At 73.1% G+C, this 19,306-nt stretch carries 21 protein-coding genes; 11 read left to right on the forward strand and 10 right to left on the reverse strand.

Translation table 11 applies throughout. From position 1 onward, the window contains the following. Positions 1-264: 264 nt before the first annotated feature. Positions 265-1,194, reverse strand: a complete 930-nt coding sequence (locus ACIGW4_RS17405) for a hypothetical protein (protein ID WP_123455260.1) — start codon at positions 1,192-1,194, stop codon at positions 265-267. 37 nt (positions 1,195-1,231) lie between these two features. Between ACIGW4_RS17405 and dapE the strand changes: the two genes are divergently transcribed. Together dapE and ACIGW4_RS17415 are read left to right on the forward strand one after the other, a co-directional pair. Beyond that, positions 1,232-2,335, forward strand: a complete 1,104-nt coding sequence (dapE, locus tag ACIGW4_RS17410; RefSeq protein WP_123455261.1) for a succinyl-diaminopimelate desuccinylase — start codon at positions 1,232-1,234, stop codon at positions 2,333-2,335. Positions 2,336-2,410: 75 nt separating this feature from the next. Further along, a complete protein-coding gene (locus ACIGW4_RS17415; protein WP_123455262.1) occupies positions 2,411-3,160 on the forward strand; it encodes a TIGR00730 family Rossman fold protein in 750 nt (249 codons plus the stop codon). A 132-nt stretch (positions 3,161-3,292) separates the two neighbouring features. Here the strand turns inward: ACIGW4_RS17415 and folP are convergent, their stop codons facing one another. Beyond that, positions 3,293-4,153, reverse strand: a complete 861-nt coding sequence (gene folP / locus ACIGW4_RS17420; RefSeq protein ID WP_398707313.1) for a dihydropteroate synthase — start codon at positions 4,151-4,153, stop codon at positions 3,293-3,295. 103 nt (positions 4,154-4,256) lie between these two features. Between folP and ACIGW4_RS17425 the strand changes: the two genes are divergently transcribed. Continuing rightward, a complete protein-coding gene (locus ACIGW4_RS17425; RefSeq protein ID WP_093874221.1) occupies positions 4,257-4,589 on the forward strand; it encodes a hypothetical protein in 333 nt (110 codons plus the stop codon). After that, positions 4,586-5,170, forward strand: a complete 585-nt coding sequence (locus ACIGW4_RS17430; protein ID WP_399581345.1) for a DNA-3-methyladenine glycosylase I — start codon at positions 4,586-4,588, stop codon at positions 5,168-5,170. The genes ACIGW4_RS17425 and ACIGW4_RS17430 overlap by 4 nt, the downstream gene beginning before the upstream one ends. A 22-nt stretch (positions 5,171-5,192) precedes the next feature. Here ACIGW4_RS17430 and ACIGW4_RS17435 read toward each other — a convergent pair whose 3' ends face one another. The 3 genes from ACIGW4_RS17435 to ACIGW4_RS17445 all read right to left on the reverse strand — a co-directional run bounded on the left by ACIGW4_RS17435 (position 5,193) and on the right by ACIGW4_RS17445 (position 8,599). Next, positions 5,193-6,437, reverse strand: a complete 1,245-nt coding sequence (locus ACIGW4_RS17435; protein ID WP_398707317.1) for an FG-GAP-like repeat-containing protein — start codon at positions 6,435-6,437, stop codon at positions 5,193-5,195. An 11-nt stretch (positions 6,438-6,448) separates the two neighbouring features. Further along, on the reverse strand, positions 6,449-7,636 hold the full coding sequence (locus tag ACIGW4_RS17440; RefSeq protein ID WP_260174483.1) for an FG-GAP-like repeat-containing protein: 1,188 nt from the start codon (positions 7,634-7,636) through the stop codon (positions 6,449-6,451). Between the two features lie 159 nt (positions 7,637-7,795). After that, positions 7,796-8,599: an enoyl-CoA hydratase/isomerase family protein gene (locus ACIGW4_RS17445; protein WP_398707319.1), complete on the reverse strand. Its 804-nt coding sequence runs from the start codon at positions 8,597-8,599 to the stop codon at positions 7,796-7,798. A 312-nt stretch (positions 8,600-8,911) separates the two neighbouring features. On the opposite strand from ACIGW4_RS17445, the gene ACIGW4_RS17450 reads away from it, so the two are divergent. Beyond that, entirely contained in the window at positions 8,912-9,079 is a 168-nt protein-coding gene (locus tag ACIGW4_RS17450) for a DUF3117 domain-containing protein (RefSeq protein ID WP_009997451.1), read from the forward strand. A gap of 193 nt (positions 9,080-9,272) precedes the next feature. On the opposite strand, the gene ACIGW4_RS17455 is transcribed toward ACIGW4_RS17450, so the two are convergent. Continuing rightward, the gene (locus tag ACIGW4_RS17455; RefSeq protein ID WP_093874218.1) at positions 9,273-9,938 is read right to left on the reverse strand and encodes an O-methyltransferase; all 666 of its coding nucleotides are present in this window, start codon (positions 9,936-9,938) and stop codon (positions 9,273-9,275) included. A 141-nt stretch (positions 9,939-10,079) separates the two neighbouring features. On the opposite strand from ACIGW4_RS17455, the gene sigE reads away from it, so the two are divergent. The 5 genes from sigE (at position 10,080) to ACIGW4_RS17480 (ending at position 14,869) form a co-directional block, all read left to right on the forward strand. Continuing rightward, positions 10,080-10,838 carry an RNA polymerase sigma factor SigE gene (gene sigE / locus ACIGW4_RS17460; protein ID WP_093874217.1) on the forward strand — a complete coding sequence of 253 codons (759 nt, stop codon included), beginning with the start codon at positions 10,080-10,082 and terminating at the stop codon, positions 10,836-10,838. Then, positions 10,835-11,773, forward strand: coding sequence for an anti-sigma factor (locus tag ACIGW4_RS17465; RefSeq protein ID WP_359588791.1), 939 nt, complete (start codon positions 10,835-10,837; stop codon positions 11,771-11,773). The genes sigE and ACIGW4_RS17465 overlap by 4 nt, the downstream gene beginning before the upstream one ends. 75 nt (positions 11,774-11,848) lie before the next feature. After that, positions 11,849-13,663, forward strand: coding sequence for a trypsin-like peptidase domain-containing protein (locus tag ACIGW4_RS17470; RefSeq protein WP_399581348.1), 1,815 nt, complete (start codon positions 11,849-11,851; stop codon positions 13,661-13,663). 91 nt (positions 13,664-13,754) lie between these two features. Then, on the forward strand, positions 13,755-14,189 hold the full coding sequence (locus ACIGW4_RS17475) for a sec-independent translocase (RefSeq protein ID WP_123455269.1): 435 nt from the start codon (positions 13,755-13,757) through the stop codon (positions 14,187-14,189). 74 nt (positions 14,190-14,263) lie between these two features. After that, a complete protein-coding gene (locus tag ACIGW4_RS17480; protein ID WP_123455270.1) occupies positions 14,264-14,869 on the forward strand; it encodes a hypothetical protein in 606 nt (201 codons plus the stop codon). A 44-nt stretch (positions 14,870-14,913) separates the two neighbouring features. On the opposite strand, the gene ACIGW4_RS17485 is transcribed toward ACIGW4_RS17480, so the two are convergent. The 3 genes from ACIGW4_RS17485 to ACIGW4_RS17495 are packed head-to-tail and all read right to left on the reverse strand — an operon-like array spanning position 14,914 to position 17,922. After that, entirely contained in the window at positions 14,914-16,047 is a 1,134-nt protein-coding gene (locus ACIGW4_RS17485; protein ID WP_123455271.1) for an Mrp/NBP35 family ATP-binding protein, read from the reverse strand. Between the two features lie 44 nt (positions 16,048-16,091). Beyond that, on the reverse strand, positions 16,092-16,661 hold the full coding sequence (locus ACIGW4_RS17490) for a DUF1003 domain-containing protein (protein WP_123455272.1): 570 nt from the start codon (positions 16,659-16,661) through the stop codon (positions 16,092-16,094). After that, a complete protein-coding gene (locus ACIGW4_RS17495; RefSeq protein WP_123455273.1) occupies positions 16,651-17,922 on the reverse strand; it encodes a magnesium transporter MgtE N-terminal domain-containing protein in 1,272 nt (423 codons plus the stop codon). Before ACIGW4_RS17495 ends, ACIGW4_RS17490 begins: the two co-directional genes overlap by 11 nt. A 290-nt stretch (positions 17,923-18,212) precedes the next feature. Here ACIGW4_RS17495 and ACIGW4_RS17500 point away from each other — a divergent pair, with 290 nt between their 5' ends. Then, positions 18,213-18,971, forward strand: coding sequence for a hypothetical protein (locus ACIGW4_RS17500; RefSeq protein WP_123455274.1), 759 nt, complete (start codon positions 18,213-18,215; stop codon positions 18,969-18,971). Between the two features lie 68 nt (positions 18,972-19,039). On the opposite strand, the gene ACIGW4_RS17505 is transcribed toward ACIGW4_RS17500, so the two are convergent. Beyond that, positions 19,040-19,297: a hypothetical protein gene (locus ACIGW4_RS17505; RefSeq protein WP_398707328.1), complete on the reverse strand. Its 258-nt coding sequence runs from the start codon at positions 19,295-19,297 to the stop codon at positions 19,040-19,042. Positions 19,298-19,306 lie beyond the last annotated feature (9 nt).

Raw genomic sequence — 19,306 nt, forward strand, 5'->3', positions numbered from 1 at the left:
GCGACCTCCCGCACGGGTGCGCGACACGAGACGAACCGGGGACGACGGGCCGCTCCCGTGGACGCCTCCGGCGCGGGCGGGCTGGACGCGACGCTGCCGCACGGCCCCCGCGCCGCCGCCCGTACACGCGCGCCGCACGGCCACCGGGCGGATCGCACACGGCCGGCTCCGCCGCCGCGCGCGGACGGGCGTGCCGCCCCGCGCCTGCCGCGTGCGCCCGTACGCGTACCACCGCCCTGACGGCGGTCGGCGCGCCGCCCCGGGCTACTGCGCCAGGCGCATGCGGACCGACGTGTCGGTGGCGGGTGAGGACTTCGTCCAGCCGCCGGCCGCCTCGCCCGCGCGCCAGACGCGGTCGCCGAACGAGACCTCCGTGATGCGCAGCGCGTCCGCCCTCGCCACCGCCCACTGCGCCAGCTCCCAGCCGCGCCGCTCGTCCGAGCCGGCCCCCGGCGCGCTCCCCGCGCCCGTCGCCCCCCGGACCGGCACCACGAGCACCGGCGGCTCCGAGGCCGAGCGGCCCGCGCTCGGGCCGCCCGTCACCGCCCGCGGCGCCGCCTTCTCGCCGAACGACCGCACCAGCTCCCGGCGCACCTGCTCCGGGTCGCCCGGCCGCCCCTTCGCCGCGCTCGCCGTACAGATCAGCGCCGCAGGCGACCGGCCCGTGAGCGCCGCCGACAGCAGCGCGGCGTCCGGCTCGTGCTTCGCGTACGCCTGCGGGAAACCGCTCCGCTGCACCTTCTGCGCCGCCACCGTCAGCGGCAGCCGCGAGTACCCCGGGACCTTCTCCAGGCCCTCGTAGAACTTCCCCGCCGAGTACACCGGGTCCATGATCTGCTCCGGCGTCCCCCAGCCCTGCGAGGGCCGCTGCTGGAAGAGCCCCAGCGAGTCCCGGTCACCGTGCTCGATGTTCCGCAGCGCGGACTCCTGCAGCGAGGTCGCGAGCGCGATCGTCACGGCCCGCTCCGGCAGCCCCCGGGTGGTGCCCACCGCCGCGATCATCGCCGCGTTGGACGCCTGCTCCGGGGTGAACTCGTAGCGGTTGTCCCCGCTGCCCACACTGCACCGGGGCGCCCCCGTGCTCCCCGTCATCTGGTGGACGGCCACGTAGGCGGAGAGGCCGAGGAGCACGGTGAAGGCGGCCGCGTGACGGGCGCGGCGGCCGCGACGGCGGGGGCGGGTGGACTCGGACACGGGCCCACCGTACTGGAGGCCGCGTTAGGGTCGGCACATGGCTGACATCACCCCGCCCGGCACCCCCCTCGACCTCTCCCTGGACGGGGCGGCGCTCACCGCCGCCCTCGTCGACTTCCCCTCCGTCAGCGGGACCGAGAAGCCGCTCGCCGACGCGATCGAGGGAGCCCTGCGCCTCCTGCCGCACCTCACCGTCGACCGGTACGGCAACAACGTCGTCGCCCGGACGAACCTCGGCCGCGCCGAGCGCGTCGTCCTCGCCGGCCACATCGACACCGTGCCGATCGCCGACAACGTGCCCTCGCGGCTCGACGAGGACGGCATCCTGTGGGGCTGCGGCACCTCCGACATGAAGTCCGGGGTCGCGGTCCAGCTGCGCGTCGCCGCCACCGTCCCCGAGCCCAACCGCGACCTCACCTTCGTCTTCTACGACAACGAGGAGGTCGCCGCCGACCTCAACGGCCTCGGCAAGGTCGCCGCCGCGCACCCCGACTGGCTGGAAGGCGACTTCGCCGTCCTCCTGGAGCCCTCCGACGGCCAGGTCGAGGGCGGCTGCCAGGGCACCCTGCGCGTCATCCTGCGCACCGCCGGCGAGCGCGCCCACTCCGCGCGCGCGTGGATGGGCTCCAACGCCATCCACACCGCCGCGCCGATCCTCGCCCGCCTCGCCGCCTACGAACCGCGCAAGCCGGTCATCGACGGCCTCCAGTACCACGAGGGCCTCAACGCCGTCCGGATCGAGGGCGGCGTCGCCACCAACGTCATCCCCGACGCCTGCGCCGTCACCGTCAACTACCGGTACGCCCCCGACCGCTCCCCGGCCGAGGCCCTGGCGTACGTCCGCGAGTTCTTCGAGGGCTGCGACATCGCCGAGTTCGTCGTCGACGACGAGAGCCCCGGCGCCCTGCCCGGCCTCTCCCACCCCGCGGCCGAGGCCTTCATGAAGGCCGTCGGCGGCAGCGCCCAGCCCAAGTTCGGCTGGACCGACGTCGCCCGCTTCAGCGCCCTCGGCGTGCCCGCCGTCAACTACGGCCCCGGTGACGCGCTGTACGCGCACAAGCGCGACGAGCACATCCACGTCGACAGGATCCACCACTGCGAGGCCCGGCTCCGCGACTGGCTGACCGCCCGTCTCCCCTAATTTCGCATTTCGTCACCTCTGTGGTCCTACGCTGACCCCACCAGAAGATCGTCGGTTCGACGGAGGGAGCAGGCCATGGGTGTCCCCGAGGGGGAGACGAAGCCGGAGGAGCAGCGGCTCGGGCCGGTGCTCAGGCGCAGGGACCAGGTCCAGCCGGGCACCACGGACCAGCGGCTGCTCGACACCGAGGGCGACTCGGAGTGGGTGCACACCGACCCCTGGCGGGTCATGCGCATCCAGTCCGAGTTCGTCGAGGGCTTCGGCGCCCTCGCCGAACTGCCGAGCGCGATCAGCGTCTTCGGCTCGGCCCGCACGAGGCCGGACTCGCCGGAGTACGAGGCGGGCGTACGGATCGGCCGGGCGCTCGTCGAGGCCGGGTTCGCCGTCATCACCGGCGGCGGGCCGGGCGCCATGGAGGCGGCCAACAAGGGGGCCAGGGAGGCCAGGGGAGTCTCGGTGGGCCTCGGCATCGAGCTCCCCTTCGAGCAGGGGCTCAACCCGCACGTCGACATCGGCGTGAACTTCCGCTACTTCTTCGTCAGAAAGACGATGTTCGTGAAGTACGCGCAGGGGTTCGTCGTCCTGCCCGGCGGCCTCGGCACCCTCGACGAGCTCTTCGAGGCGCTGACCCTGGTCCAGACCCGGAAGGTCACCCGCTTCCCGATCGTGCTCTTCGGCACGGAGTACTGGAAGGGCCTCGTCGACTGGCTGCGCGACTCGGTCGTCGCCGGCGGCAAGGCCTCGGAGCACGACCTCCTCCTCTTCCACGTCACGGACGACGTGGAGGAGGCGGTGACCCTGGTGACGAAGGAGGTCGGCCGCTAGGGCCTGTCCGGAAAGTCCCGCCTGGCTCCGCTTCCCGTCAGGTCCGGCCCGCTCGGCCGGCGCCGGCCGGTTGCGGGCCGTACCCCGTCAGGGAGGGCGGGCACAACCGGCCGCCGGACCGCCGGCGCGGGCCTACGCCAGCCCGCGCCGGGCGACCGCCGGCGGACGGTGACCGGCGATGGACGCCACCATGTCCAGTACCTGCCGCGTCTCCGCGACCTCGTGCACGCGGTACACCTGCGCCCCGAGCCACGCCGAGACCGCCGTCGTCGCCAGCGTCCCGAGGACCCGCTCCTTGACCGGCCGGTCGAGCGTCTCGCCCACGAAGTCCTTGTTGGACAGGGACACCAGCACCGGCCACCCCGTCCCGGTCATCTCGCCGAGCCGGCGCGTCGCCTCCAGGCTGTGCCGGGTGTTCTTCCCGAAGTCGTGACCGGGGTCGATCATGATCCCGTCCCGCCGCACGCCGAGCGAGACCGCGCGCTCCGCGAGGCCCACCGTGACCCGCAGGATGTCGGCCATCACGTCCTCGTACTCCACCCGGTGCGGCCGGGTCCGCGGTTCCGCGCCGCCCGCGTGCGTGCAGACGAGCCCCGCCCCGTACTTCGCGGCGACCTCCGCGAGCCGCGGGTCGACCCCGCCCCACGCGTCGTTGAGGACGTCCGCCCCGGCCTCGCAGACCGCCTCGCCGACGTCCGCCCGCCAGGTGTCGACGCTGATCACCACGTCGGGATGGCGCCTGCGGACCTCGGCGACGAAACCGACCGTGCGCCGCGCCTCCTCCTCGGCCGTCACCTCCTCGCCGGGGCCCGCCTTCACCCCGCCGATGTCGATGATCGCCGCCCCCTCCGCCACGGCCTGCTCGACCCGGGCGAGTGCGGGCTCGTCCCGGAAGGTCGCGCCCTGGTCGTAGAAGGAGTCCGGGGTCCGGTTCACGATCGCCATGATCACCGGCTCGTGCGGCCCGAATTCACGCCGTCCCAAGCGCAGCATCCCTTTTGTCCTCCCTCGCGTCCGTTCGCCTGTGACCCTAACCGTCGGTGGCGCATGGCACGATCGGCACGGGACGTTTTCCACTCCGGGGAGAGGCGCGCAGGTGTTCTGGTTTCTGCTCATCACGATGGTCGTGGTCGTGGCCGCGGTGACCCTCGCCGTGGTCGGCGGAGGCGACAGCGAGGTGCTGCCCGAGGTGGCGCCCGAGCAGCTCGTCGACCCGCTTCCGGTCGCCCGACCGGTGGACCGCGCCGACGTCGAGGCGCTCCGCCTCCCCGTCGCCCCCCGCGGCTACCGGATGGCCGACGTGGACGACGTCCTCGTGCGCCTCGGCGCCGAACTCGCCGAGCGCGACGCCCGGATCGCCGAGCTGGAGGAGGCGCTCGCGGGCGCGGGCGGCGCCGGTGACGCCGGGGCGGAGGGCGGCGAGAAGTGACGGGCGAGGCGATCCCCGGGTCCGACGGGCTGCTGCGCTGCCCCTGGGGCCTGTCGACCGAGGACTACGTCGCGTACCACGACGAGGAGTGGGGGCGCCCGGTCCACGGCGACGACGCGCTCTTCGAGCGGCTCTGCCTGGAGGCCTTCCAATCGGGCCTGTCGTGGATCACGATCCTGCGCCGCCGCGAGGGCTTCCGGAAGGCCTTCTCCGGCTTCCGGATCGCCGACGTGGCCCGCTTCACCGAGGCCGACCGCGAGCGGCTCCTCGCCGACGAGGGCATCATCCGCAACCGCGCCAAGGTCGACGCGACCCTGGCCAACGCCAAGCTGCTCGCCACGTGGTCCACGGGCGAGCTCGACGCGCTGATCTGGTCCCACGCCCCCGACCGGGCGACCCGCTCCGCCCCGCGCACGCTCGCCGAGGTCCCGGCGGTCACCGACGAGTCGACGGCCCTCTCCAAGGCCCTCAAGAAGCGCGGCCTCCGCTTCATCGGCCCCACCACGGCCTACGCCCTGATGCAGGCGTGCGGGCTGGTCGACGACCACCTGAAGGGCTGTGTGGCCCGGGGCGGGGAGTAGGGCCGCCCCGGGCGCGCGTCCGTCAGAAGACGTGGACGCGCTCGGCGGTGTCCCAGCCCATGTCGGCCTGGGGGCCTCCGATGCCGCCGCGGCCGTTGCCGGGGTAGACGTAGAGCTGGTTCCAGTCGATCGGCCGCATCAGGTCCGACGTGCCGTCGCCCGTCACGTCGCCGACCGAGAAGACGGGGGCGTCCGACGGCCAGGCGTACGGCAGCTTGGTGCGGGCGCCGAACGCGCCGCGGCCGTTGCCCGGGTAGAGCCACAGCCCGCGCGAGCCGTCCCGGGCGACCAGGTCGGACTTGCCGTCGCCGGTCATGTCGCCGGGCGCCACGAGCCGGTTCATGGCGTTCCAGCCGCCGCCGACCCTCTTGCGGGCGCCGAACCAGCCGTGGCCGTTGCCCGGGTACGTCCACAGGACACCGGCGGTGTCCCGGGCGACCAGGTCGCGGCGGCCGTCACCGGTGATGTCGCCGACCGCCTTGAGCTCCTTCATGGCGTTCCAGCCGCCACCGATCTTCACGCGGGGCTTGAAGTAGCCGCGGCCGTTGCCCGGGTAGAACCACAGGACGCCGGACCGGTCGCGCGCGAAGACGTCCTCGTTGCGGTCGCCGTCGTAGTCGCCGTGCCGGACGATCTGCGTCATGGCGTTCCAGCCGCCGCCGATCAGCACGCCCTTGGGCGCGACGTCCCAGCGGGCCGAGTAGCCGTGGAGGTACCACAGCCGGCCGTCGTCGGCCCGCTCCAGGAGGTCGGGCCGGGAGTCGTTGTTCAGGTCGCCGAACTGCGCGGCGGCGGGAAGGCCGGCGGGGCGCTTCTCCTGCGGCCACCAGTCCATCCACGCGACGCCGCTGCCGGCCTCCCAGGCGGTGGTCGCCACGCGGATCGAGCTGATCCGGTTGTCGAGCTGGCCCATGATCGAGCCGTCGAAGCTGACCCCGCCGTTGTGCGGGTCCATGACCAGGGAGTCGCCGCCCCGGTAGTTCGCGTCGACGCTGAGCACGGCGTGCAGCGCGGAGTTGTTGACGACGCTCGAGATCGTGTTGTCCCAGGTGCCGAGAGTGGCCTGGCTGGACGAGACGATCTTCATCTCGCCCTTGTAGTCGCGGTACTGGAAGACGCACAGCCGCCCGGACGGGCAGCGCTCCTCGCCGGCGGAGGCCGGGGGAGCGGTGGTCATCAGGGTCGCGAGGGACGCCGCCGTGGTGACGGCGGCGGCCAGGGCGCGACGGCCCCGGTTGCTGCGGATCATGGATCGGAGTCCGTTCACGAAGAGGAGGGTCAGAAGGCGAAGCCGGCGGTCCGGATGGTGCCGAGGTCCCGGGGCGCCAGGAGGCGTCCGTCGGCGGTGCCGGGGTAGACGAGGAGCCGGACCCGGCCCTCGTAGGACTCCCTGCCGCGGGCGTGCGCCACCACGTCGGGGCGGCCGTCGCCGGTGACGTCGCCGAGGCCGGCCAGCTCGGCGTGGCCGTTCCAGCCGCCGGTGCCGATGAGCTTGCGCGTGGTGAACCAGCCGCGGCCGTTGCCCGGGTAGAGCCAGAGCCTGCCCGCGGTGTCGCGGGCGACCAGGTCGGCCTTCCTGTCGGAGTTCATGTCCCCCGCGCCGACCAGCTCGTTGACCGCCTTCCAGCCGCCGCCGACCTTCTTGCGGGCGCCGAACCAGCCGCGCCCGTTGCCCGGGTACGTCCACAGGACGCCGTCGCCGTCGGAGGCGAGCAGGTCGGCCTTGCCGTCGCCGGTGAGGTCACCGGCCGCGGCGAGGTCCCGCATGGCGTTCCAGCCGCCGCCGATCCTGACGCGGGGCTTGAACCAGCCCTGGCCGTTGCCGGGGTAGAGCCAGAGGGCGCCGGCCCTGTCGCGGGCGAGGACGTCCTCGTTGCCGTCGCCGTCGTAGTCGCCGTGCCGGGTCAGCTTGGTCATGCCGTCCCAGCCGCCGCCGACGAGCAGGTTCCGCCCGGGGCTCGTGTAGGCGTGGGACGTCCACAGCTGGCCGATCAGGTTGCGCGCGGCGACGTCGGCGTACCCGTCGTGGTTCAGGTCGCCGAAGGCGCCGGAGGCCGGGAGCGCGGCGGGACGCGGACGCGGGTTGTCGTAGAGGACCGGGAAGCGGCTCTCGGAGCCGCAGAAGTCGTCCGCCTCGGGGCCGACGTCCACGGAGCTGACCGCCCGGTCGAGCTCCGGGAAGGCGCTCTCGTCGAAGGACTCCGACGTGTAGAAGTGCGTGGAGCCCTCGGGGTCGAGCCCCGGCCGCGGGAAGAAGCAGGCCGCGTCGGAGAACCCGGGAAGCCGCACGATGAAGGACCGGATGCGGTTGTCCCAGGCGCCGAGGGACGCCATGGGCTTCCGGATCACGATCATGTCGCCCTGGTACTGCGGCTGGCTGAAGCCGCAGACGGCGTTGTCGGGACACCTGTCCCAGCCGTCCGCCGCCAGGGCCGGCGATGACAGGACGGTGGCGGACAGGCCCAAGGCCGTGCCCGCCGTGAGCGCGCCGCGAAGAAGGCGCGCGGAAGGAGAAGGACGCACGGAACCCCCCAGGTGTGTGCGTACGAGTGGTGAGCGGATCCTATAGATCCGCCCACCCCCCGTACGAACGGGTTCCGCCGCTGCTCAGCGGTCCGGCACCGCTCAGCGGCCCAGGTACTTCGGCTTCTCCTTGGCGATGAACGCGCGGACCGCGATCGTGTGGTCCTCCGAGGCGCCCGCCAGGGTCTGGAGCTCCTCCTCCTTGTCGAGGGCCTCCGTGAGGGAGTGGTCGGCGCCGAAGGCGAGGGACTCCTTCAGGGCCGCGTACGCCACCGTCGGGCCCTCCGCGAGGGTGCGGGCGACCTTCTCCGCCTCGGCGGCCAGGTCGGCGGCCGGGACCAGCCGGTTCACGATGCCCAGCTCGTACGCCTCCCGGGCGCTGATCGAGCGCGGGAAGAGCAGCAGGTCGGAGGCCCGGCTCGCACCGATCAGCCGGGGCAGCGTCCACGACACGCCCGAGTCGGCGGTGAGGGCCACGCCCGCGAAGGAGGTGTTGAAGGAGGCCGTGTCCGCGACCACCCGGTAGTCCGCCGCGAGCGCGAAGCCGAAGCCCGCCCCGGCCGCGACGCCGTTCACGCCGGCGACGACCGGCTTGCGCATGCCGGTGAGCGCCCGCACGATCGGGTTGTAGTGGTCACGGACCGTGTTCATGGTCTCGCTCGTGCCGGACTCCTGGTCCGCCATGAGCAGCCCGACGTGCTCCTTCAGGTCCTGGCCCACGCAGAACGCTCGGTCGCCGGCCGCCGTGAGCAGCACCGCCCGTACGGCGGGGTCGGTCGCGGCCGTCTCCGCGGCGTCCCGGAGGGCGACCTTGGTCGCCACGTTCATCGCGTTCATGGCCTCGGGCCGGTTGAGCGTGATGGTGGCGAGCCCGTCGCTCACCTCGTACAGCACCGTGTCGGCCATAGGGATCCCTTCGCCTCATTGCGTGGTTGACCAGCACAGCATGGCGGAGATCACCCGTGTCGCCCATGTGAGGTGCGTCAAAGACGGGAAGGAGCCGCTCCGACGCCGAGCGGCGAAGTATCGCAGGCCGATCCCCGAAATGTGGGGTTTTGAGAGAGCGCGTTGCGCAAGCGATGCCGAGCGATGTTGGTCATCGGGTCCTGCCATGCGGGATAATGACCTGGAAGCAATGTGTTCGAAGCCGGTGACGCGTGCTCCGCACCAAGGAGCTGCCCGGCTGACGATGAGCTGGTTTCAGGAAGGGGAACAAGCATGGCGGCCATGAAGCCGCGGACGGGTGATGGCCCGCTCGAGGTGACCAAGGAGGGGCGGGGCATCGTCATGCGCGTTCCGCTCGAAGGCGGCGGTCGGCTTGTCGTCGAGCTGACCCCGGACGAGGCCGAGGCGCTGGGCGACGCCCTCAAGAAGGTCGTCGGCTGACCCTCTTCTCCACGATTCCTGAGCGCTGCCCCGGTACGGTCCGCCGTGCCGGGGCAGCGGCGTCTCCGGCGGCTGGGCGTTTCGACCGGGCGAGCGGCCGGGGCCGGACGGGCTGCCGGGGCCGGACGGGCGGGCGGTCAGGGCCGGGCGAGCTGCCGGGTCCGGGCGGGCGGTCAGGGCCCCGGGCGGGCGGTCAGCCGCGCCGCACCGCGCAGAGCAGGCCGTCGCCCACCGGCAGCAGGGAGGGGACGAGCTCCTGGCTCTCCCGCACCGCGCGCAGCAGCTCGCGGACCCGCTGGACCTCCGCCGGCTGGGCCCCCGAATCGACCGTGCGGCCGTCGGCGAAGACTCCCTCGAAGCAGACGAGACCCCCCGGTCGCAGCAGGCGCAACGATTCAGCGAGATAGTCCAGGTACTCCAGCCGGTCGCCGTCGCAGAACACGAGGTCGTACCCGCCGTCCGCGAGCCGGGGCAGCACGTCCAGGGCGCGGCCGGGGATGAAACGGGCCCGGTTGCCCGCGAAGCCGGCCGCCCGGAACGCCGTCTTGGCGAGCTGCTGCCGCTCCGGCTGGAGGTCCACCGTCGTCAGGACGCCGTCCGGCCGCATCCCGAGCAGCAGATAGATTCCGGACACGCCCGTGCCGGTCCCGATCTCCGCCACCGCCTTGGCGTCCGCCGTCGCGGCGAGCAGGCGCAGCGCCCCGCCGGTGCCCGGCGACACCGAGGGCAGCCCTGCCTCCCGGGCCCGCTCACGGGCCCAGCGCAGAGCTTCGTCCTCGGCGACGAAGGCGTCGGCGAACGACCAGCTCGTCTGCCGGTTGGCGGTAATGGCCCTCTCCTGTCCCCGTAGTTGACGCAACGGTGACTGTATCCGCTGTCAGCGGGAACCCGCAGATGGGACCGTGCGTTCACCTGGGTAAGGACGCGAACGAGGCAGCCGGGCGAGCCGGTTCCAAATTCGCGTAAAGATTCTTATCCGGAGCTAACGGGCGAGGTGGCTATGGTAGGGGCTCCACTGGACACCACCAGAGCCGACAGGGGAGGTGCGGCTGCGCCTGTGGATCGGGGAGGAGTGCTTCGGCGTCTTCTCAGGTCGGCGGGTGAGCCGAAATCCGTGACCGACACCGCTGACCGTTTCCGCACCACCGACTCCGCTCCCACCACCGCGACCTTCGCATCGGATGCGGAATCGCAGGCGTGGACCCCTCCCACCTGGGAGGAGATCGTCAGCACCCACAGTGGCCGGGTCTACCGCCTCGCCTACCGCCTGACGGGCAACCAGCACGACGCCGAGGACCTGACCCAGGAGGTCTTCGTCCGCGTCTTCCGCTCGCTGTCGACGTACACCCCGGGCACCTTCGAGGGCTGGCTGCACCGCATCACCACCAACCTCTTCCTCGACATGGTCCGCCGCAAGCAGCGCATCCGTTTCGACGCGCTCGCCGACGACGCGGCCGAGCGGCTGCCCAGCCGCGAGCCCTCGCCGCAGCAGGCGTTCAACGACACGCACTTCGACGCCGACGTGCAGCAGGCCCTCGACACCCTCGCGCCCGAGTTCCGCGCGGCCGTCGTCCTCTGCGACATCGAGGGACTCTCGTACGAGGAGATCGCCGCGACCCTCGGCGTGAAGCTCGGCACCGTCCGCAGCCGCATCCACCGCGGCCGCTCCCACCTCCGCAAGGCGCTCAAGCACCGCTCGCCCGAGGCCCGGGCGGAGCGTGCGCTCGCCTCCGTCGGATGGGAGGCAGCGACAGCGTGAGCGGCACACGTCCCACGTCGCCGACCCCCGCGGAGCACCACCTCGGGGACCGGCTGGCCGCGCTCGTCGACGGCGAGCTCGGCCACGACGCCCGCGAGCGGGTCCTCGCCCACCTCGCGACCTGCGCCCGCTGCAAGGCCGAGGCGGACGCCCAGCGCACGGTGAAGAGCGTCTTCGCCTCGGCGGCCCCTCCGCCGCCCTCGGAGGGCTTCCTCGCCCGCCTCCAGGGGCTCCCCGGGGGACCCGGCGAGCCGGGAGGGCCCGGCGGACCGCGCGGCCCCCTCGAAGGGTTCCTCGACGCGGGCGGAGTGAAGTCGGACGGCTTCGCCACCGCCGTCGTCACCCCGCACCCCGGCGCCCCCGGCGCGGGCTTCCGCATCCACGCCGTCGGCCACCGGCCCTCCGGGACCTCCGGACGGGGCCGGCGCTTCGCCTTCGCGGCGGCCAGCGCCGTCTCGTTCGCCGCGATCGCCCTCGGCGGCACCCTGCCCCTCGAAGCCTCGGTGAGCGCGAGCGCACGCGGCGGCCAGGGCACCGGCAGCGCCGTCACCCCGCTGCGCGCCACCGCCACGGGCGGCCCGAGCACCGGGACCGCCACCGGCGGCACGAGCACCACCGCCATCGGCGGCGCGAGCACCGGGACCGGCGTCGGGCGCGGCACGCGCTCCGGCGAGCGCCCGGGCGACTCGTCCATCGGTGCTGCCGAGCCGCGCGCCGCGATGGCCGCGGTCCCGCCGGAGCCGGTCGTGGCGCCGGCCCGGGGGACGGCCTCCCAGGGGCCGGTCGTGGCCGTGGCCCAGAGCGCGGTCCCGCAGTCTCTCCTCGCCCTCTCGCCCTTCGTACGGCCGACGACCCCGGCCCTCCAGCTGGCCTTCGCCCCCGGCCCCAGCCCGATGGCGAGCCCGACCACCGGACCGCTCGGCTCCCACCGCTGACCCGCGACCTGGTTGAATCCAGGGACAGGGGCGCCCGACCCAGGGCGCGGTCGGGTCAGCTGTTGCGGGGAGAGCATGAACAACGGGAAGCCGAACTGGTGGAGCCGCCCTTCGAGCACACCGGAGGCGGCGCGGATACCCACGCCGTCCCCGGCCGACGAGGGCGACGGTGACTTCCCCCTGCCCGCGCCCCGGCCCGCTCCCGGGCAGGAGCCGGCCGACCTGACGGACCCGGCGCCCGCCCCCGGGCCCCCGGCGGCCGAACCGCCCGCGGAGCCCCTGGAGCCCGTGGCGGCCGATGCCGGTCCGGCGGCGGAGCCCCCGGCACCGGAGGCCGCGCCGGCGGTCGAGCTGACGAAGGCCGCGCCGGAGCCCGCCGTCGAGCTGACGAAGACCGGGCCCGCGACCGAGCCGACGAAGACCGGGCCCGCGACCGAGCCCGCCGCCGCACCCCCGGCGGAGCCGACGCCTCCCGCGCCCGCCGACGCCGAGGCGTACGCCCCCGCGCCGCAGGCGCGGCAGCCCCTGCACACGCCCGACGAGTACCGCACGCCGCCCTACGGCGAGCCGGGCCCGTGGGCGCCCGCGCCGCCCGTACAGCGCCCGCCCGCCGCCGTACCGCCGCAGGCCCACCCGCACCCCCAGCCCCATTCCCAGCCGCAGGCGCACGCCCACCCGCAGCCCCAGCCGCAGGGCGGGGCCGCGCCCTGGGTGCAGTACGACCCCTGGAGCGCCCCCGGCACCGGCGCCCCGCCGCTGCCCCGGAAGAAGTCCCGGAAGGGGCTCGCGATCGCGGCCGCGCTCGCCTTCGCCCTGGTCACCGGCGTCATCGGCGGCGGAATCGGCGCGTACGTCGAGCGGAACGGCGGAATCACCACCGTCGAGCTGCCGCAGGCCGAGGCCGGGGACACCGGCCGCGCCCCCGACAGCGTCGCCGGGATCGCCGCCAGCGCCCTGCCCGGCGTGGTCACCCTGCACGTCCGGGGCAACGGCTCCTCCGGCACCGGCACCGGATTCGTCCTGGACACCAAGGGCCACATCCTCACCAACAACCACGTCGTCGATGGGGCCGCGTCCTCCGAGGACATCTCGGTGACCTTCTCCAGCGGCGAGACGGCCCGCGCCAAGCTCATCGGCAAGGACACCGGCTACGACCTCGCCGTCGTCCAGGTCACCGGCGTCTCCGGCCTCAAGGCGCTGCCGCTCGGCAACTCCGACAACGTCCGCGTCGGCGACCCCGTCGTCGCCATCGGGGCCCCCTTCGACCTCTCCAACACCGTCACCTCCGGCATCATCAGCGCCAAGGAGCGGCCGATCACCGCCGGCGGCGAGAAGGGCGACGGCAGCGACATCAGCTACGTCGACGCGCTCCAGACCGACGCCCCCATCAACCCCGGCAACTCCGGCGGCCCGCTGCTCGACTCCAAGGCACAGGTCATCGGCATCAACAGCGCGATCCGCGCCGCCGGCGGCGGCTCCGGCGAGGGCGAGGGCGACGGCGCGAGCCAGCCCGGCTCCATCGGTCTCGGCTTCGCCATACCGATCAACCAGGGCAAGCGCGTCGCCGAGGAGCTCATCAACACCGGCAAGGCCACCCACCCCGTCATCGGCGTGAGCCTCGACATGCAGTTCCAGGGCGACGGCGCCCGGGTCGGCGAGAAGGGCAAGGACGGCTCCGCCTCCGTCACCGCCGGCGGCCCGGCCGCCAAGGCGGGGCTCCGGCCGGGAGACGTCATCACCAAGGTCGACGGCCAGCGCGTGCACAACGGCGAGGAGCTCATCGTGAAGATCCGCGCCCACCGTCCCGGCGACAAGCTGGAGCTCACCCTGAGCCGGGACGGCAAAGAGCTGACAAAGACGTTGACGCTCGGATCCTCGCAGGGCACCTGAGCGCCGTGTGGCGGACACCACGAGGTACCCGTCCGGCAGTCTGGGCGGGTACCGTGGACCGGGCCCTGGACCGGCGTGAAGGAGCTACTACGTGTTCAGCGACATAGGCGCACTCGAGCTGGTGACGCTCGTGGTCCTCGCCGTGCTCGTCTTCGGGCCGGACAAGCTCCCGAAGGTGATCCAGGACGTCTCGCGCTTCATCCGGAAGGTCCGCGAGTTCTCCGACAGCGCGAAGCAGGACATCCGCAGCGAGCTGGGCCCGGAGTTCAAGGACTTCGAGTTCGAGGACCTCAACCCCAAGACGTTCCTCCGCAAGCAGCTGGAGAGCAACGAGGACCTCAAGGAGCTCAAGGAGCTGCGCGGCACCTTCGACCTCAAGAAGGAGATGAACGAGGTCGCCGACGCCGTCCACGGCCGCGAGTCGACGCCCGCGCCCGCCGCGGTCAACGGCTCCCCGGACCTGCTGAAGAAGCAGGACAAGACGGACACCGACGAGCGTCCTCCGTACGACTCCGACGCCACCTGACGACGGCCTGTCACCGAACAGCTCCTCCTCGGTGGCTATCCTCCCTCTGTTGACGGAACGAGGAGGCGGCCGAGATGAAGACGACGAGTCGGGTGGAAGCCGATGGCTTTCTGCGCGCGCCCTTCGCCTGGTACGGGCTGGACGAGGCGTTCACCGGCCCGCGCCGGCTGATGCAGGTCGGCACGGCGGCGGACGGCACCGTCCAGCACGGCTCGATGGGCCACGGTGACGAGCCGTCGATAAAGTCCGAGGCCGGCAGCGCGGAGAAGGAGCGCTTCGCCGTCGTCGTGACGGTCGCCGCGAACCCCGTGCGCCGCACCGGGGACGGCACCGGCGTCCTCGACGCCACCACCGTCTCCTCCGCCGCCTGGCTGGCCGGCTCGGGGCTCCTCGCCCACACCTGGCCCGCCTCCCTCGACCACGCCCTGCGGGACCACTGGCTGGACCAGCAGACGGAGACGGCCTTCGAACTGGCCGACGACCTCGACGGGCCGGCCTGGACGACGCTGTCGCTGCCCGTGGACGGGGTGCCGGTGCCGTTCCACTACCGGGAGTCCGAGTTCGGGTGGGTGCTGGCGGGGTCCGCGGGCGACGTGCACATCGGGGCGTACGGGCGGGGGATGAGCGCGTACGGGCTCGGGTTCTCACAGGTGAAGGACCTGGCGGCGTACGGCGCCTAGACATGACGAAGGGCGCCCCCACCGGGGGCGCCCTTCGTCACGTCTCAGAACTTGTTGCGCGGCGTGATGCCCAGGCTCATGCCCGACAGGCCGCGCTGGCGGCCGCCGAGCTTGCCGGCGATCGCGCGGAGGGCCGCGCCCGCCGGGGAGTCGGGGTCGGAGAGGACGACCGGCTTGCCGTCGTCGCCGCCCTCGCGGAGCCGTACGTCGATCGGGATCGAGCCGAGGACCGGGACCGTCGCGCCCGTGGTCTGCGTCAGGCCGTCCGCGACCTTCTGGCCGCCGCCCGTGCCGAACACGTCGACCATCTCGTCGCAGTGCGGACACGGCAGGCCCGCCATGTTCTCGACGACGCCGACGATCTTCTGGTGGGTCTGGACGGCGATCGAGCCGGCCCGCTCGGCGACCTCGGCCGCCGCCTGCTGCGGGGTGGTGACGACGAGGATCTCCGCGTTCGGGACGAGCTGCGCCACCGAGATCGCGATGTCGCCGGTGCCCGGCGGCAGGTCGAGCAGGAGGACGTCCAGGTCGCCCCAGTACACGTCCGCCAGGAACTGCTGGAGCGCGCGGTGCAGCATCGGGCCGCGCCACACCACCGGCGCGTTGCCCGGGGTGAACATGCCGATGGAGATGACCTTCACGCCGTTCGCCGACGGCGGCATGATCATGTTCTCGACCTGGGTGGGACGGCCGTCCGCGCCCAGCATCCGCGGCACGCTGTGGCCGTAGATGTCGGCGTCCACGACACCGACCTTCAGACCGTCGGCGGCCATCGCCGCGGCCAGGTTCACGGTCACGGAGGACTTGCCGACGCCGCCCTTGCCGGACGCCACCGCGTACACCCGGGTCAGCGAGCCCGGCTTCGCGAAGGGGACCTCGCGCTCGGCGCTCGTGCCGCGCAGCGCCGCCGCCAGCTCCTTGCGCTGCTCGTCGCTCATCACGTCCAGCGAGACGTCGACGGCGGTGACGCCCTCGACCCGGGAGACGGCCTCGGTCACGCGCTGCGTGATGGTGTCGCGCATCGGGCAGCCGGAGACCGTCAGGTAGACCGTGACGGCGACCTTCCCGTCCGGTTCGATCTCCACCGACTTGACCATGCCGAGCTCAGTGATCGGCTTGTTGATCTCAGGGTCGTTCACCGTCGCCAGTGCTTCGAGCACCGCGTCTTCCGTAGCCATACCGACGATGGTACGGCGCCGACCACGGGCCGGTGAAAGGGCTGTCAACGGTCGGGTACGTCACTTCCGCGGTCCTCGCCGGACGGGAATAGATCCCGGCGGTCCTCCATCTCCTTGAGCAGGTCCTGGAGCTCCGAGCGGATCCAGTCGCGGGTGGCGACCTCGCCGAGGCCCATCCGCAGCGCCGCGATCTCCCGGGTCAGGTACTCGGTGTCCGCGATCGACCGCTCGTTCTGCTTCCGGTCCTGTTCGAGATTGACCCGGTCCCGGTCGTCCTGCCGGTTCTGGGCGAGCAGGATCAGCGGCGCCGCGTACGAGGCCTGCAGGGACAGCGCGAGCGTCAGGAAGATGAAGGGGTACTCGTCGAACCTCAGCGACGACGGCGCGAAGACGTTCCACCCGATCCAGACGACGACCGTCAGGGTCATCCAGACCAGGAACCTGCCCGTGCCCAGGAAGCGGGCGATCCGTTCCGAGAGGCGCCCGAAGGCCTCCGGGTCGTACTCCGGCAGCAGCCGGGACCGCCGCTCGCGCGGCAGGTCGAGCCGGATGCGGGGCATGGACCGCTCCCGCTCCCGCTCGCGCTCCCGGTCCTGCGTGCGCTCAGCCGCCATGTCCGGCCCCCTCCTCGTGGAACTCGGTCTCCCGCCAGTCGTCCGGCAGCAGGTGGTCGAGCACGTCGTCGACGGTGACCGCGCCGAGCAGCGAGCCGCTCTCGTCGACCACGGGCGCGGCGACCATGTTGTACGCGGCGAGGTAGCTGGTGACGGCCGGCAGCGGGGTGTCCGGGCCGAGCGGCGGCAGATCGCTGTCCACCAGCGAACCGACCAGCGTGAACGGCGGGTCGCGCAGGAGCCGCTGGAAGTGCACCGTCCCCAGGTACTTGCCGGTCGGCGTCTCGTCCGGCGGCCGGCACACGTACACCTGCGCCGCGAGCGCCGGGGACAGGTCCTGCTGACGGACCCGGGCCAGCGCGTCCGCGACGGTCGCGTCCGGGCGCAGCACGATCGGCTCGGTCGTCATGAGACCGCCCGCCGTGCGCTCCTCGTACGCGAGCAGCCGGCGCACGTCGGCCGCGTCGTCCGGCCGCATCAGGGTGAGCAGCCGCTCCTGGTCCTCCTCGGGCAGCTCGGACAGCAGGTCTGCGGCGTCGTCCGGGTCCATCGCCTCCAGGACGTCGGCGGCGCGCTCCTCCTTCAGCTTGCCGAGGATCTCGATCTGGTCGTCCTCCGGCAGCTCCTCCAGGACGTCGGCGAGCCGGTCGTCGTCGAGGGCGGCGGCGACCTCGGCGCGCCGCTTGGGGGAGAGGTGGTGCAGGGCGTTGGCGAGGTCGGCGGGGCGCAGCTTCTCGAAGGTGGCGAGCAGGCTCTCGGCGCCCTGCCCGTGCTCCTCCAGGGAGAAACCGGTGACGGCCGACCACTCGACGGTCAGCGTCTCCCCCCTGCGGCTCAGCACCCCGCCCTTCCCCTTGCGGACGAAGACCTTGTCGATCTCCCAGTCGCGGCGGGCGGGCAGCTGCTGGATGGCGACGTCGAGGACGGTGACCTCCTCGCCGGACTCCACCAGCGTCACGCGCCGGTCGAGGAGCTCGCCGAGGACGAGCCGCTCGGTGGGGCGCCGCTCGAAGCGCCGCATGTTGACGACGCCGGTCGTGATGACCTGGCCGGAGGCGACGCCGGTGACCCGGGTCATGGGGACGAAGACCCGGCGGCGGCTCAGCACCTCCACGACCAGTCCGAGCAGCCGGGGCGGCCTGCGGCCGACGCGGAGCATGGCGACGAGGTCGCTGACCCGGCCGACCTGGTCGCCGACCGGGTCGAAGACGGGGACCCCGGCGAGATGGGAGACGAAGACCCTGGGGGCGCCTGCCGCCATGCCACGCGCCTCCTCGATGCCGCACGATTCGAGCCGTCGCAGAGCTTTGCCGGGGATTGCAGAGCTTTGCCGGGTTCAGGCTAGCCCGTGACGTTCCGCCCCGCCCCGGCAGAGACTCCGTACGGCTGCCTGCGGGGCCCGCCACCTGCGCCGGGTACGCTGCGGTCTGCCGTTCCCCCATCGGCCCCGACACCGGCCCCGGCCCTTTCCGCCCGACCGGAAACGCGGGCCGCCACGGCACCCCGTACGGGCCGCGCCCGTCCCCCCACACGACACGAGAGGCAGCGCAGATGACCGTTCGCACCCCGTCATCGCGTATCCGCAGGGCCGTCACGCCCCTGGCGCTCTGCGCCGGACTGACGGTGGGGCTCACGGCCTGCGCGGCCGACCCGGACGAGGGGACGAACGGGGTGGGGAGACTCTCCGCGCCCGAGATCGAGAGCAAGGCGCAGGCCGCGGCGGACGCGGCGAGAGCGGTACGGCTGTCCGGCACCCTGGTCAGCAAGGGCGGCACCTTCAAGCTGAACATGCGGCTCAAGCAGGACGGCGCCACCGGCTCGGTGACGACGAAGAACAGCACCTTCGAGCTGCTGCGGGTCGGCGACGCGCTCTACCTGAAGGCCGACGCCGGGTTCTGGGCCCACGACGGCAAGGAGGACGACACGCCGTCCGAGGCGGACTCCGAGGCCGCCGACACGCTCGACGACAAGTACGTGAAGGTCCCCCAGGGCGACCCCTCGTACAAGCAGCTGCGTGGCTTCACCGACATGGGGCCGCTGCTCGACGGGCTGATCGGCCTGCACGGCGAGAAGGTCAAGGGCGACCGGGACCAGATCGGCGGGGTCCGCACGGTCAAGGTCAAGGGCGGGGCCGACGGCGAGGGCGGCACGCTCGACGTGTCCCTGGACGGCGAGCCGTACCCCGTCCAGTTCGCGCGGGGCGGGGGAGGGGGCATCGTGGTGCTCTCCGAGTGGAACAAGGACTTCCCGCTCACCGCCCCGTCGAAGGAGGAGACCCTCGACTACGGCAAGCAGCTGCCGCGGACCTAGGGGCGTGGGGCTCGCACCCGCCGGGGGTCCGGGCCTCCGGCGGGGGCGCTCGGTGGGGGTGCCGCCGGTCAGTGGCCGAGCGGCAGGGCGCCGGTGGCATGGTCGATGACGTTGCCGTGGGAGCAGTTGTTCTTGTGGTTGCCGGTCCAGTCGCTCAGGGCGGGGACGACGGCGAGTTCCTGGATGCACACGTCGGCTGCGGTGAAGTTCCAGTTGTTCGCGGCGTCGACCCCGCTGCCGAAGTCGCTGTCGTTGTCGGCGAAGGCGGGCGTGGCGGCGGAGAGGGCCGCGGCGGCCAGCAGACCGCAGGTGATGATCTTTCGCATGGCCGGTGA

This window comes from Streptomyces sp. NPDC053513, from assembly GCF_044544765.1.
GTDB lineage: Bacteria > Actinomycetota > Actinomycetes > Streptomycetales > Streptomycetaceae > Streptomyces > Streptomyces litmocidini.

Excerpts from the sequence above, each read along its gene's own strand:
- dapE (WP_123455261.1), top strand. The coding sequence starts at position 1,232 with ATGGCTGACATCACCCCGCCCGGCACCCCCCTCGACCTCTCCCTGGAC.
- ACIGW4_RS17415 (WP_123455262.1), top strand. The coding sequence starts at position 2,411 with ATGGGTGTCCCCGAGGGGGAGACGAAGCCGGAGGAGCAGCGGCTCGGG.
- folP (WP_398707313.1), bottom strand. The coding sequence starts at position 4,153 with ATGCTGCGCTTGGGACGGCGTGAATTCGGGCCGCACGAGCCGGTGATC.
- ACIGW4_RS17445 (WP_398707319.1), bottom strand. The coding sequence starts at position 8,599 with ATGGCCGACACGGTGCTGTACGAGGTGAGCGACGGGCTCGCCACCATC.
- ACIGW4_RS17450 (WP_009997451.1), top strand. The coding sequence starts at position 8,912 with ATGGCGGCCATGAAGCCGCGGACGGGTGATGGCCCGCTCGAGGTGACC.
- sigE (WP_093874217.1), top strand. The coding sequence starts at position 10,080 with ATGGTAGGGGCTCCACTGGACACCACCAGAGCCGACAGGGGAGGTGCG.
- ACIGW4_RS17470 (WP_399581348.1), top strand. The coding sequence starts at position 11,849 with ATGAACAACGGGAAGCCGAACTGGTGGAGCCGCCCTTCGAGCACACCG.
- ACIGW4_RS17480 (WP_123455270.1), top strand. The coding sequence starts at position 14,264 with ATGAAGACGACGAGTCGGGTGGAAGCCGATGGCTTTCTGCGCGCGCCC.
- ACIGW4_RS17485 (WP_123455271.1), bottom strand. The coding sequence starts at position 16,047 with ATGGCTACGGAAGACGCGGTGCTCGAAGCACTGGCGACGGTGAACGAC.
- ACIGW4_RS17490 (WP_123455272.1), bottom strand. The coding sequence starts at position 16,661 with ATGGCGGCTGAGCGCACGCAGGACCGGGAGCGCGAGCGGGAGCGGGAG.
- ACIGW4_RS17495 (WP_123455273.1), bottom strand. The coding sequence starts at position 17,922 with ATGGCGGCAGGCGCCCCCAGGGTCTTCGTCTCCCATCTCGCCGGGGTC.
- ACIGW4_RS17500 (WP_123455274.1), top strand. The coding sequence starts at position 18,213 with ATGACCGTTCGCACCCCGTCATCGCGTATCCGCAGGGCCGTCACGCCC.
- ACIGW4_RS17505 (WP_398707328.1), bottom strand. The coding sequence starts at position 19,297 with ATGCGAAAGATCATCACCTGCGGTCTGCTGGCCGCCGCGGCCCTCTCC.